The organism is Kaustia mangrovi (assembly GCF_015482775.1).
GTDB lineage: Bacteria > Pseudomonadota > Alphaproteobacteria > Rhizobiales > Im1 > Kaustia > Kaustia mangrovi.
Window position 1 is genome coordinate 2645185 of record NZ_CP058214.1, and the last position, 13290, is coordinate 2658474.

At 67.5% G+C, this 13290-nt stretch carries 12 protein-coding genes; 3 read left to right on the top strand and 9 right to left on the bottom strand.

Annotated elements, in window-relative coordinates; translation table 11 throughout:
* Positions 1 to 59: 59 nt before the first annotated feature.
* The 4 genes from HW532_RS12255 to HW532_RS12270 form a co-directional block, all read right to left on the bottom strand.
* The gene (locus HW532_RS12255) at positions 60 to 1229 is read right to left on the bottom strand and encodes a polyhydroxyalkanoate depolymerase (RefSeq protein WP_246479963.1); all 1170 of its coding nucleotides are present in this window, start codon (positions 1227 to 1229) and stop codon (positions 60 to 62) included.
* 209 nt (positions 1230 to 1438) lie between these two features.
* Positions 1439 to 2047, bottom strand: a complete 609-nt coding sequence (locus HW532_RS12260) for an SCO family protein (protein ID WP_213160757.1) — start codon at positions 2045 to 2047, stop codon at positions 1439 to 1441.
* A 22-nt stretch (positions 2048 to 2069) separates the two neighbouring features.
* Complete coding sequence (locus HW532_RS12265) at positions 2070 to 2834, bottom strand: ABC transporter permease (protein ID WP_246478836.1); 765 nt, start codon at positions 2832 to 2834, stop codon at positions 2070 to 2072.
* A 55-nt stretch (positions 2835 to 2889) separates the two neighbouring features.
* On the bottom strand, positions 2890 to 3654 hold the full coding sequence (locus tag HW532_RS12270; protein ID WP_213160759.1) for an ABC transporter ATP-binding protein: 765 nt from the start codon (positions 3652 to 3654) through the stop codon (positions 2890 to 2892).
* 190 nt (positions 3655 to 3844) lie between these two features.
* Here HW532_RS12270 and HW532_RS12275 point away from each other — a divergent pair, with 190 nt between their 5' ends.
* Positions 3845 to 5254, top strand: a complete 1410-nt coding sequence (locus tag HW532_RS12275; protein WP_213160760.1) for an ActS/PrrB/RegB family redox-sensitive histidine kinase — start codon at positions 3845 to 3847, stop codon at positions 5252 to 5254.
* A 139-nt stretch (positions 5255 to 5393) separates the two neighbouring features.
* Positions 5394 to 5951: an ActR/PrrA/RegA family redox response regulator transcription factor gene (locus HW532_RS12280; RefSeq protein WP_213160761.1), complete on the top strand. Its 558-nt coding sequence runs from the start codon at positions 5394 to 5396 to the stop codon at positions 5949 to 5951.
* Positions 5952 to 6124: 173 nt separating this feature from the next.
* On the opposite strand, the gene HW532_RS12285 is transcribed toward HW532_RS12280, so the two are convergent.
* The 5 genes from HW532_RS12285 to dnaK all read right to left on the bottom strand — a co-directional run bounded on the left by HW532_RS12285 (position 6125) and on the right by dnaK (position 12282).
* Complete coding sequence (locus HW532_RS12285) at positions 6125 to 6634, bottom strand: MmcB family DNA repair protein (RefSeq protein ID WP_213160762.1); 510 nt, start codon at positions 6632 to 6634, stop codon at positions 6125 to 6127.
* Positions 6621 to 7259: a ParA family protein gene (locus tag HW532_RS12290; protein ID WP_213160763.1), complete on the bottom strand. Its 639-nt coding sequence runs from the start codon at positions 7257 to 7259 to the stop codon at positions 6621 to 6623. The genes HW532_RS12285 and HW532_RS12290 overlap by 14 nt, the downstream gene beginning before the upstream one ends.
* 21 nt (positions 7260 to 7280) lie before the next feature.
* Positions 7281 to 8807, bottom strand: coding sequence for a CYTH and CHAD domain-containing protein (locus tag HW532_RS12295; RefSeq protein ID WP_213160764.1), 1527 nt, complete (start codon positions 8805 to 8807; stop codon positions 7281 to 7283).
* A gap of 197 nt (positions 8808 to 9004) precedes the next feature.
* Positions 9005 to 10174, bottom strand: a complete 1170-nt coding sequence (dnaJ, locus tag HW532_RS12300) for a molecular chaperone DnaJ (protein ID WP_213160765.1) — start codon at positions 10172 to 10174, stop codon at positions 9005 to 9007.
* 161 nt (positions 10175 to 10335) lie between these two features.
* Positions 10336 to 12282, bottom strand: coding sequence for a molecular chaperone DnaK (gene dnaK, locus HW532_RS12305; RefSeq protein WP_213160766.1), 1947 nt, complete (start codon positions 12280 to 12282; stop codon positions 10336 to 10338).
* Between the two features lie 371 nt (positions 12283 to 12653).
* On the opposite strand from dnaK, the gene HW532_RS12310 reads away from it, so the two are divergent.
* The gene (locus tag HW532_RS12310) at positions 12654 to 13265 is read left to right on the top strand and encodes an alpha-ketoglutarate-dependent dioxygenase AlkB family protein (RefSeq protein ID WP_213160767.1); all 612 of its coding nucleotides are present in this window, start codon (positions 12654 to 12656) and stop codon (positions 13263 to 13265) included.
* Positions 13266 to 13290 lie beyond the last annotated feature (25 nt).

Sequence of the window (13290 nt, forward strand, 5' to 3'; positions counted from 1 at the left end):
TCACCCGCAGGCTCGCGCGGCGAGTGTGACACGGAACGCGGCTGCGCGCCCGTCTCCGCTCAGCTGGCGGACGGGTTGGAGCGGATGAAGTCGGAAATGCGCGGCGCGATATCGGCCTCGAAGCGTGAGCCGTTGAATACCCCGTAATGGCCGACGCGCGGCTGGAGATAGTGCACGCGCTTGCCGTCGGGGATGTTCGTGCACAGATCGTGCGAGGCCTGCGTCTGGCCGACGCCGGAAATGTCGTCGCGCTCGCCCTCCACCGTCATCAGCGCCGTCTTCGTGATGGCCGACGGGTCGATCGGCTCGCCGCGATGGGTCATCCTGCCCTCCGGCAGGGCGTGCTTCACGAAGACCTGGTCGACGGTCTGGAGATAGAACTCCGCCGTCAGGTCCATGACGGAGAGATATTCGTCATAGAACAGCTCGTGCTTCTCCGCGGAATCCCCGTCGCCGTCCACCAGATGCCAGAAGAGTTGCTGATGGGCGTCGATATGGCGGTCGAGATTCATGGTCATGAAGCCGGTGAGCTGCAGGAAGCCCGGATAGACGTCGCGCATGATGCCCGGATGGGGCGGCGGCACCTTCACGATCACGTTGCGGCGGAACCAGTCCGTTCCCCGTTCCATGGCGAGATTGTTGACCGCGGTCGGGTTGCGCCGGGTGTCGATGGGTCCGCCCATGAGCACCATGGAGGCGGGGACGTTGGGGTCCTTCTCCGCCGACATCAGCGATACCGCGGCGAGCACCGGAACGGAGGGCTGGCAGACCGCCATCACATGGGTGTCGGGGCCGAGGAAGCGCAGCATCTCCATGACATAGTCGATATAGTCGTCGAGATCGAAGCGGCCTTCCGTCAGCGGCACCTGACGGGCATCCACCCAGTCGGTGATATAGACGTCGTGGCGCGGCAGCATGGTTTCCACCGTGCCGCGCAGCAGGGTCGCGTAATGGCCCGACAGGGGCGCGACGATTAGCAGGCGCGACTGGCCGTATCTGGGCGTGGCTCCCTTTCGGAAATGCAGGAGGTTGCAGAACGGCTTGCGCCAGACCGTGCGGGGCTCGACGGAGACGCGCTCGCCGCCGACCATGACGGTCTCGATGCCGAACTCCGGCTTGCCGTAGCGCCGGGTGACACGCTCGAACAGGTCGAGCCCGGCGGCGATGGTACGGCCCATATAGGTCTCCGCCATCGGATTGCCCGGCGTCTTCCAGAAGAAGCGGCCCATATTGGCGGCCGCGCGCCAGGGGGCCACGGCAGCATGATTGAGTTCGTAGAGATAGTAGAGCACGCGCTTGTTCTGCCTTTATCTGCCCCGCCCAGCGGCTCGCTGCACTGCACAAACTAGCAGGCGACATTTCGCAGAGCAATATAGCGGCCCGGATGAGGCACGCTTTCTCGCCTGTCGGGAGGCTGGAAAGGGGTGCAGGCCGGCGGTTATCCGCCAATGGCCTCCTCGATGCCCCGGGCCATGTCGTCCGGGCTGGTGCCGTAGGAGAAGACCTTGATGAACTTGCCGTCCGGCCCCATCAGATAGACGAAGCTCGAATGGTCCATGAGGTAGCCGACGGTGGAGGAGCTGTCCTCGACCTTCTCGTAATAGACCCGATAGGCCTTGGCAGCCTTGGCGATTTCCTCCGGCGTGCCGGTGAGGCCGAGGAAGGCCTCGTGGAAGTTCCCCATATAGTCGGAGAGCTGGTCGACCGTGTCGCGCTCGGGATCGACGGTGATGAAGAGCGGCTGGATCTTCTGCGCTGCCGGGCCGATCTCGTCGAGCGCCGCCGACATGACCTGGAGCTCGGTCGGGCAGACGTCGGGGCAATAGGTGTAACCGAAATAGATCAGCATGTACTTGCCGCGGAAATCGGCGTCGCTGACCCGGTCGCCATTCTGGTCGGTCAGGGTGAAGGCGCCGCCGATCTCGGCCTCGCCGCTGCCGGCGACCGGGCCCGGCGGGCGCATGAGGAAGGAATAGCCGAGCCCCGCGAGCGCGACGACCGCGATCAGCGCGGTGACGACGGCGATGAAGGTGGTTCTGCGGCTCATGGCGATCCTCGTGGGCGGCGGGTCATTCGCCGATGGAGAGCAGTTGTCCGCGCCGGCGTGCGTCCCGGTAAAACAGGGCGAAGACCGTGGCGCCGAGGGTGAAATAGACGATATTGAGCCCGACCGCTCGGAGCATCATGCCGGGCCGAACGACCCCGTCGAGCAACAGGGCGCGCATGCCCTCGAAGACATAGGTCGGCGCAAGGCAGAGCGCAATGGCCTGGAGCCAGCCCGGCAGCACGTCGACGGGGTAGTAGACGCAGGCGAGCGGCAGGAACAGGAACATGAGGCTCCAGGCGATGTTCTCCGCGCCCAGACCGTAGCGCAGGAGAATGCCGCAGACGACCAGCCCCACCGCCCAGCTCGTCACGATCAGGTTGAGGAAGAAGGCGACGAGCCACAGCCCCATCTCGTAGACATTGAAGCCGAAATAGGCGATGGCCAGCAATGTCACCGGAAACAGGCCCATCAGCACGCGGATCACGCTCATCGTCATGAGCGCGGCGATGAGTTCGGCCGGGCGCAGCGGACTCACTATCAGATGGCCGAGATTGCGCGACCACATCTCCTCCAGGAACGAGATGGTGAAGCCGATCTGGCCGCGGAACAGCACATCCCAGAGCAGCACCGCGCCGAGGAAGGTTCCCGCTGCCAGCGACAGCGCGTCGGACCGGCCGGCGAGATAGACCTGCAGGAAGCCCCACATGACGAGCTGCACGGTCGGCCAGTAGACGAGATCGAACAGCCTCGGCCATGAGGCGCGCAGGAGATAGGTGTAGCGCAGCACGAGCGCGCCCACCCGGCCCGGGGAGAAGCGCGCGGGGCGCTCGGGGGTGTCGCCGTCATTCCGCCGCCTCCCGCCGCCGTCCGCGGGCCATGTCGAGAAAGACCTCCTCCATGTTGGTGCGCCCATATTGCCGGATGAGGGCCTCCGGACTGCCGCGGCCGACAATGCGGCCGGCCTTCATCATCACCACGTCGGTACACAGCCGCTCCACCTCGCTCATATTGTGCGAGGCGAGCAGGATGGTCGCGCCCTTTGCCGTGCGGTAGCGCTCCAGATGGCTGCGGACCCAGTCCGCCGTATCGGGGTCGAGCGATGCGGTCGGCTCGTCGAGCAGCAGGATGCGCGGGGCGTTTATGAGCGCCTTGGCGAGGCTCACCCGCGTCTTCTGGCCGGCCGAGAGCTTGCCGGTGGGGCGGTCGAGGATCTCGCCGAGCTCGAGGTCGCCGGCGAGTTCGGCGATGCGCGCCTTCAGGTCGGCCACCCCGTAGAGCCGGCCATAGACGGTGAGGTTCTGGCGCACGGTGAGGCGCAGCGGCATCTCCACATAGGGGCTCTCGAAGTTCATCGACGGCAGGACGCGGTAGCGGTCCGCCACCGCGTCGACCCCGAAGATCTCGATCCGGCCGAGGCTCGGCAGAACGAGGCCGAGCAGCATGGCGATGGTCGTCGTCTTGCCGGCGCCATTGCCGCCGAGCAGCCCGGTCACCGTGCCGGCGGGCACCTCGAAGTCGATCCCGTCGACGGCGCGCACCGCGCCATATTGCTTGACGAGGCCCTGGACGCGTATGGCGGGCGCTTGGGATCCGGTCTTCGCGGTCATGGCATCCTTGAGGATTTGGCTGCGGGGCGCGGATGGGAGGATCGGTCCCGAAGGGCGCGCGGAGCCCCGACGACCTTTGTGCATTTTGCCTGAAACCGGAACGCAGGATACCCTAATATGAGACTGGAACAATCGGCCTTTTCCCGAGCGCCCGCCGCAAGAGGCGCCATGTATCCGGCTATGGTGTGCCATGACTGCTGAACCGGTTGAGACCGCCCTTGCCCGGCCGCCCGGCGAGGACGAGAACCTCGTCGACATCGATCCGCTGCGTCCCGGCCCCGGCCTCAGCCGGCTCAGGCTGCAGACCCTGGTGCGGCTGCGCTGGCTGGCGGTCGCGGGCCAGACGATCGCGGTGCTCGCGGTCTATTTCGGGCTGGGCTTCCCGCTGCCGCTGGGGCCCTGCCTCGGCGCGATCGCGCTGTCGGCCTGGCTCAACATCTTTCTGGGCCTGCGCTGGCGCGCCAATCTGCGCCTGAAGGACCGCTATGCGGCGATGCTGCTCGGCTACGATATCGCCCAGCTCGCCGTCCTGCTCTATCTGACGGGCGGGTTGCAGAACCCCTTCGCCTTCCTGTTCCTCGTGCCCGTCACCGTGTCGGCCTCGAGCCTGCCGGTGGAGCGCACGATCTGGCTGAGCGTGCTGGCGCTGGCGGCGGCCTCGCTCCTGTCGGCCTATCACCTGCCGTTGCCCTGGGATCCCGGCGAGCCGCTCGCGCTGCCGGCGCTCTACACGGTCGGCATGTGGACGGCGGTGGTCTCCGGCACGGTGTTCGCCGCGATCTATTCGCGCCAGATCGCGGAGGAGGCCCGGCGCATGTCGGCGGCGCTGGCGGCCACCGAGATGGTGCTGGCGCGCGAGCAGAAGCTGTCGGCGCTCGACGGGCTCGCCGCCGCTGCCGCCCACGAGCTCGGCACACCGCTTGCCACCATCGCGCTGGTCGCCAAGGAGCTCAAGCGCGAGCTGCCGGAAGCGGAGCATGTGAAGGAGGATCTGGAGCTCCTGACGAGCCAGGCGGAGCGCTGCCGCCAGATCCTGTCGCGGCTTGCCAACCGCGAGGCGGAGGGCGGCGACCACGTGTTCGGCCGGCTGCGGCTCAAGGTGCTGATCGAGGAGGCCGTGGAGCCGCTGCGCGGGGATGGCGGCGACGGCGAGGCGGAGCCCGAGGTCACGGTCGATGCACGCGCTGCCGACGGCGTGGAGGGCAAGGCGGCCGCCGAGCCCGTTCTGCCGCGCAATCCGGGCATCCGCTACGGGCTCGACAACCTGATCGACAATGCCGCCGACTTCGCGCGCAGCGCCGTCGCGGTCGATGCGCGCTGGGACGCGGATATGGTGGCGGTGACCATACGCGACGACGGGCCGGGTTTCGCCCAGGAGATCATCGACAAGCTGGGCGAGCCCTACATCACCACGCGCACGTCGCCCCTCGGCGTCGACGGCAGCACGCACGAGGGCATGGGGCTCGGCCTGTTCATCGCCAAGACGCTGCTGGAGCGGTCCGGCGCGCGCATCACGCTCGCCAACCGTCCCGCGCCCGAGCACGGCGCCATCGTGCGCGTCGAGTGGCCGCGCAGCGAGATCGACCTGTCATGGCAATAATTCGCCCGGAAGCGTTGCGCGAGGCGCATGGCTGGCCCGCATACGCTTCCATATCGGGGCGATAAGCATATAAAAGGGATATGACATCGTCGGGCAGGACTCCCGGGGTCCGTCCCGACGGCGCAAAGGTGGGAAAGGCATGACCGAAACGCAGATCCAGACGGATATTCCTCAGGACCGCACGCTTCTGATCGTCGACGACGACAAGCCGTTCCTGACGAGGCTCGGACGCGCCATGGAGGCGCGGGGATTCGAGGTGGAGCTCGCCGAGACGGTGGCGGACGGCATCGCCCATGTCACGCGCTCGGCGCCCTCCTTCGCCGTGGTCGACATGCGGCTGGAGGACGGGAACGGCCTCGACGTGATCGAGGCCCTGCACAAGAAGCGGCCCGAAGCCCGCGCGGTGGTGCTCACCGGCTACGGCAACATCGCCACGGCGGTCGCCGCGGTGAAGCTCGGCGCGATCGACTATCTCGCCAAGCCCGCCGACGCCGACGAGGTGCAGAAGGCATTGCTGGCCGATCGGGAGGCGCGCGCGGAGCCCCCTGAGAACCCCATGTCGGCCGATCGCGTGCGCTGGGAGCATATCCAGCGCGTCTACGAGCTGTGCAACCGCAATGTCTCGGAGACCGCGCGGCGCCTGAACATGCATCGCCGCACGCTCCAGCGCATCCTGGCCAAGCGCGCCCCGCGCTGACCGTCCCGCCCCAGCAAGGCCTTCCTGTCCCGACGGCCTCCGGTGCCCCGACCCATGACGGACAGGGCACGATGCCGGTTCAGCCTGTCACGTTCTGAATGTCGATTGGTCCCAGAGCGATTTCGGAAAGGGTGGCACCGTTTTCCGGTTCGAAAGCGCGGCAATACAGAGACCTAGGCCTGGAACGGCTTGCCGGGCTCGTAGAAGCCGGGCTGCTCGAGGCCGTCGGCATGGGGGTCGTGCAGGCCGTGCAGCCTGAGGGCCGCGGCGCGGGCGAAGCGCAGCGTCACCGCCTTGCGCCGGGCCGCGGCGAGGCGCTGTTCGTCGATATGGCGCACAATATCGGCGCCGAAGCCGTCGGCCACGATATGGCCGGCCTCGCCGGGCAGGGTCTCCATGGGGAAATCGTCCGGCACGGCGAAGAACAGCCGGTCGCAATACTCCCAGTATTCCGGCCATTTCCGGTCGGCGCGCAGATCGGCCAGGCTCGACTTGATCTCCACGATCCAGATATCGCCCTTGTCGTTGAGCGCGATCACGTCGACGCGCCGCCCCGTGGCCAGCACCAGCTCGGTGACCGTGGCGAAGCCGCTGGCGCGCAGCAGCCGGCATACGCCGCGCTGAACGGCCGCGGCGGTCGGCGACTGGCGGCCATCGGCAAGCCTCGGGTCAGGCGTGTCCATCGCCGCGCTCCACGGCCTCCAGAAGCGGAAGCCATTGCTCCTGCTCCAGCCGTGCCGCCTTGGTGTCGTTGTCGAAGACGGTGAGCCCCTTCTCCGCGAGGCGCGGATAGATGCTCTTGTCGGGAATGCGCGCGACGATGAGGTATCCGTTGCCGGTCATCAGCCGGTCGAGGCGGATGGCTTCCTTCGTTCTCGCGCGATAGCGGTTGGCGACGATCAGGATGGGCGTCTTGCCCTTGCGCACGCGTTTGAGCGTCTCGATCTTGCCGAGGAAGCGCAGGGTGGAGCGCTCGTCGAAGATCGAGGGCAGCATGGGCACGACCACCAGATCGGCGTCGCGCACCACGTCGCGGGCCCGCGGCGTTCTGAGCGAGGCCGGGCAGTCGACGACCAGGCGCTGGGTGCGCTTCGGCACGTCGCCATAATCCTTCTGCCAGTCCACCAGCCGCACGGTGCGGGCGTCCTCGCCGCGCAGCTTGCCCCACAGGGTCGCGCTCTTCTGGCGGTCGTAATCGGCAAGGGTGGAGACGAGGCCGGAGGCCGCGAAGGCGCCGGCGAGATGGGTGGCCACGGTGGTCTTGCCGCACCCGCCCTTGATGTTGATGACCGCGATGGTGCGTGTCATGGGATCCTTTTGCCTTCGCTGTCAGCCGGCGGGAAAGCCGCGCCGCTCGAAATCGCGCAGGGCCTTGCCGGCCTGGCGTATGAGATCGTCGGCCTCCTCCGCGGCCCAGTCGTGCATGAGGCTGCGGGCGGCCTTCACCGCCTTGCGGCTGTTGCCCTTGGAGCTCTTGTGGAGAGTGTCGAGCAGGTCTTCCGCCGTGTTGAGGTCGTTGAGACGGCCGAGGCAGTCCTGCATCTTCTCCACGCGCTTGCGGTAGGCCTCCGCCTCCTCCGGCGCGATGGGAAGGGCCGACAGGAGCGGCTCTGCCGTATAGCGCAGCTTCTTCACCGCGATGCGCATGGCGTGCCAGTCGTCGAGCGTGCCGGCCCGCGCCTTGTGGCCCTTCTTGATGAGCTTCTTGTGCAGTCCGCGCAGGCGCGGCGTGGCGAAGTCGCGGACATGGCGGCTGGCGAGCAGGCGGTCGACGGGCTTGTCGTGGCGCAGCCAGTGGCCCGCCTCGATCCAGCCGGTGAGCCGGACGGCCATGACCGCCGTGCCGGTCTTGGCGAGCTCCTCGCGCACGGCCGCTAGGGCTTTCGCCCGACGGTCGCGGCACACCGCCTCCACGGTCTCGCGCTTGTCGTCGTCGAGGCCGCGCCGGGCGATGGCCGGCAGGGTCTCGGCCATGAAGACATCGAGCTCCCGCACCGCCCCGGCCAGTCCGAAGAGCCGCTTGGCGGCGGCGAGCACGTCGCTGGCCTCGCTGGTGTCGAGCACCGGCTTGAAGGAGGTGATCACCGAGCGCAGCCGGCGCAGGCCGACGCGGAGCTGGTGGATGCTCTCCGGCACGCCTGAAATCTCCACCGCCGGCACATTGTCGAGGAAATGCTGGAAATTGTGCCGCATCATGGCCCTGATGGCCTCCGGCAGCACCGCACCCGCCTCGACGGCGAGCTTGCGCGAAAAGGTGGGCTGGGGGTCGAGACCGGAGGCGAGCCTGTAGCCGCGCGCCGCCTTGCCCTCCATGATGAGCGTGCCGCCGACCCGGCGCAGCATGTCCTCGCAGACGCCGACATAGGCCGCCATGTCGGCGCCCTTCAGCTCGATCTCCATCTCGCGGATCGGCAATGTGTGCTCGCCGGAGACGATCTCGCCCTCGTCGAGCGCCGCCTCGGCGATCGCGGAACCGTTGGAGACCATGTGGCGGCGCCGGGTGAAGCGCGTCACGAAGATCGACTGGAGATCGAGCGTGCCGCCGGTCTCCGATTTCAGCGCATCGGGCAGCAGGCCCGTCAGGTGGTCGAGGTCGGGTTCGGGCGCCTCGAGCGGGATCTCGTACTCGTCGCGCGTCAGGGGCCCGGAGGCCAGATGGGGCATCTTGACCGTCTGGAGGAGCCTGTTGCCGTCGCGCCGGACGCGGAGCTGCACGCCATGGCGGCGGAGGTCGAGATCAGGCGTGTCGAAATAGGTCGATTCAACAAGAACCGGCGTGTCGTTGACGAACAGCGGCTCCGCCGCGATGCGCGCGTCCTCGTCCAGTCCGATCTTGAGTTCGGTCTCTCCAGGCACACTTCTCCCCCTCGTTGCGTGCGGATCGAGGCCGCCCGCAGGGACCTTGCGTCACTTGCACGACCAAACCATAACGAAGCCGGCTTGTGGATGCATCCCGTTATCGCACCCCCGACGGGGGACCCCGGAAGCCACCGCCGGACCGGTGGCATTCGTCCGGCGGGCGGCCGGAAATCCGGGAGGGGAGGCGTCCGGCGCTACTCGCCGAAGCCTTCCCAGAAGGCGCGGGCCTTGGCGAAGAAGCCTTCCGATTCCGGATTGTTCTTCTTGTTGGATTCCTGCTCGAACTCGCGCAGGAGCTCCTTCTGGCGGCGGCTGAGATGGACCGGCGTCTCCGCCATGACCTGGATATAGAGGTCGCCGCGGTGGTTCGACCTGAGCACCGGCATGCCCTTGCCGCGCAGGCGGAACTGCTTGCCCGACTGGGTGCCCTCCGGCACCTTCACGCGTGCCCGCTTGCCATCGAGCGTCGGCACCTCGATCTCGCCGCCGAGCGCTGCGGTGGTGAACGAGACCGGCACGCTGCAGAACAGGTCCGCGCCGTCGCGCTGGAAGAATTCGTGCGGCCTGATGCTCAGGAAGATATAGAGATCGCCGGACGGCCCGCCGCGCAGGCCCGCCTCGCCCTCGCCGGCGAGCCGGATGCGCGTGCCGTCCTCCACGCCCGCCGGAATGTTGACCGACAGGGTCCGCTCGCGGGTCACGCGGCCCGACCCGCCGCAGCTCTCGCAGGGGTCGGTATTGGTCTCGCCCGCGCCATGGCACACCGGACAGGTGCGCTCGACCGTGAAGAAGCCCTGCGTTGCGCGCACGCGGCCCGCGCCGCCGCAGGTCGGGCACATCTTGGGCGCGGTGCCGGGCTTGGCGCCGGAGCCCGAGCAGGCCTCGCAGGCGACGCTCGTCGGCACGCGGATCTGAGCGGTCTTGCCGGTGAAGGCGTCGGCGAGGTCGATCTCCATATTGTAGCGCAGATCCGCGCCCCGGCTCGTGCCGCCGCCTTGCGGGCGCCGCCGCGCGCCGCCCATGAACTCGCCGAACAGGTCTTCGAAGATGTCGGACATGGAGCTCGTGAAGTCCGGGCCGAAACCGGGGCCGCCGCCCCGTCCGAAGCCCGGACCGCCGGCGCCCGCCCCCATGCCGCCCTCGAAAGCGGCGTGGCCGAACTGGTCGTAGGCGGCGCGCTTCTGGGGGTCCTTGAGGACCTCGTAGGCCTCCGACAGCTCCTTGAACTTCTGCTCCGCCTCCGTATCGCCCGGATTGGCGTCCGGGTGGTACTTCTTGGCGAACTTGCGGTAGGCGCTCTTGATCTCCTTGTCGTCCGCGCCGCGCGACACACCAAGGATGTCGTAATAGTCCCGCTTGGACATCGCTTCCTACAATTCTTCCACGAAAATGAGCCCCGCCCGGGATGACACGCTTGTCGCGTTCCGGCGGGCGAGGCTCACCTCATATTGCTCCCGACTCGAGCCCGCATGCGGCGTCCGGTCCCTCGAGGATCCGGACGCGCTATGCGGGCGGCTGTCGTCCATTACGAACCCGTCGAACGCTTGTTCTCGTCGTCCTGGACTTCCTCGAAGTCGGCGTCGACCACGTCGTCGCCGGAGGCCTGGCCGCTGCCGGCGTCGCCGCTCGCCTGGCCGCTGCCGTCCCCGTCGGACGCATCGTCGCCGGCGGACTGCTGGTACATGGCCTCGCCGAGCTTCATGGACACCTGGGCGAGGTTCTGCGTCTTCGCCTTGATGTCCTCGACGTCCTCGCCCTCCAGCGCGGACTTCAGCTCGGTGACCGCCTGCTCGACGGTGCTCTTGTCGGCCTCCGACACCTTGTCGCCGAGTTCGGACAGCGACTTCTCGGTCTGGTGAACCAGCGTCTCGCCCTGGTTCTTGGCCTCGACCAGCTCGCGCCGCTTCTTGTCCTCGTCGGCATGGGTCTCGGCGTCCTTGACCATGGTCTGGATCTCGTCGTCGCTGAGACCGCCGGAGGCCTGGATGCGGATCGCCTGTTCCTTGTTGGTCGCCTTGTCCTTGGCCGACACGTTGACGATGCCGTTGGCGTCGATGTCGAAGGTGACCTCGACCTGCGGCACGCCGCGCGGTGCCGGCGGGATGCCGACGAGATCGAACTGGCCGAGCATTTTGTTGTCGGCCGCCATCTCGCGCTCGCCCTGGAAGACCCGGATGGTCACCGCGGTCTGGTTGTCCTCCGCGGTGGAGAACACCTGGCTCTTCTTGGTCGGGATCGTGGTGTTGCGGTCGATGAGCCGGGTGAACACGCCGCCCAGAGTCTCGATGCCGAGCGACAGCGGGGTGACGTCGAGCAGCAGCACGTCCTTCACGTCGCCCTGCAGGACGCCCGCCTGGATGCCCGCGCCGATGGCGACGACCTCGTCCGGATTGACGCCCTTGTGGGGCTCCTTGCCGAAGAAGTTCTTCACCGTCTCGATGACCTTGGGCATGCGCGTCATGCCGCCGACCAGGATCACCTCGTCGATGTCGCCGGCGGACAGTCCGGCATCCTTGAGCGCGGCCTTGCACGGGCCGACGGTGCGCTGGATCAGATCCTCGACCAGCGCCTCCAGCTTCGCCCGGGTGAGCTTCATGGTCAGATGCTTCGGGCCGGACTGGTCGGCGGTGATGAACGGCAGGTTGATCTCGGTCTGGGTCGCGCTCGACAGCTCGATCTTGGCCTTCTCGGCAGCTTCCTTCAGGCGCTGGAGCGCGAGCTTGTCGCCACGCAGATCGATGCCGTTCTCCTTCTTGAACTCGTCGGCCAGATAGTCGACGAGCCGCATGTCGAAGTCCTCGCCGCCGAGGAAGGTGTCGCCATTGGTCGACTTCACCTCGAACACGCCGTCGCCGATCTCCAGCACCGACACGTCGAAGGTGCCGCCGCCGAGGTCGAACACGGCGATGGTGCCGCCTTCCTTCTTGTCGAGCCCGTAGGCGAGCGCGGCGGCCGTCGGCTCGTTGATGATGCGCAGGACCTCGAGCCCCGCGATCTTGCCGGCGTCCTTGGTGGCCTGGCGCTGGGAATCGTTGAAATAGGCCGGAACGGTGATGACAGCTTGGCTCACCGTCTCGCCGAGATGCCGCTCGGCCGTCTCCTTCATCTTCTGGAGGATGAAGGCGGAGATCTGGGACGGGGCGTAGGTCTTGTCGTGGGCCTTGACCCACGCATCGCCATTGTCCGCCTTCACGATCTCGTAGGGGACGAGCTTCTTGTCCTTCTCCACCGTGGGATCCTCGTAGCGCCGGCCGATCAGGCGCTTGATGGCGAAGAACGTGTTTTCCGGATTGGTGACCGCCTGGCGCTTGGCCGGCTGGCCGATCAGGGTCTCGCCGTCCTCGGCGAACGCCACCATGGACGGCGTGGTGCGCGCGCCCTCGGCGTTCTCGATCACTTTCGGAGTCTGGCCCTCCATGACCGCGACGCACGAGTTCGTTGTGCCGAGGTCGATACCGATAACCTTAGACATTCCTCATTCACCTCCTTTGCGGCAGACCGGCGTTCAGGCCTTGCGGACAAGCACCTGGTTCCCTGGTTCATCCCGTCGATGCCACGGGCTGCCGATCTCCAGTCATGCGAATGCGAGTTACGCCAACTCACGTGGATTTGAAGTCTGGCGACTATATAGGTTTGGCGGAAAACGGCTGCAAGCCGCTCGTTGCACGAACGGCAATGCAAACCGTGCATGTCGGGAGGCCGCCGGAGACCGGAAAGACCGCCATCCATCCCGCCGATCGTGCCTGCGTGGCCGGGGCCGGTCCATGACGCAGGCCATTGTGCAGTCCAGCCGGAAAATGCGATAGCTCGCGGGCGGTCAGACAGGAGGGTCCGGAACGCGCCATGGAGAGCAAGGACGGATTGAGGCTTCTTCCCGGCTATTTCGACCGGGCCGCGCAGGAGGCTCTGATGGAGGCCGTCGGCGCGGTCATGCGCGCCGCGCCGCCCTTCCGGCCCGTCATGCCGCGCTCCGGGCGTCCCTTCTCCGTCACGATGACCAATTGCGGCGATCTCGGCTGGGTGTCCGACCGGTCCGGCTATCGCTATCAGGCGCATCATCCCGAGACCGGCCGGCCCTGGCCGTCAATGCCGGAGGCGGTTCTGGCGCTCTGGGAGGAGGTTGCGGACTATCCGGCCCCGCCGGAGGCCTGTCTCGTCAATCTCTACCGCGACAGCGCACGCATGGGCCTTCACCGCGACGAGGACGAGGAGGAATTTTCCGCCCCCGTCGTCTCGGTGTCGCTCGGCGACACCGCCGTCTTCAGGATCGGCGGACTGGAGCGCAAGGGACCGACCCGCTCCGTCCGGCTCGCCTCGGGCGACGTGCTGGTCATGGGCGGGACGTCGCGCCGTTTCTATCACGGCATAGACCGCATCCAGCCGGGAAGCTCGACGCTCGTTGCCGGCGGCGGCCGCATCAACCTGACCCTGAGGCGCGTGACCGTGCCCCGGTAAGGCCGGGCGCGGAAATCCCGGGCCG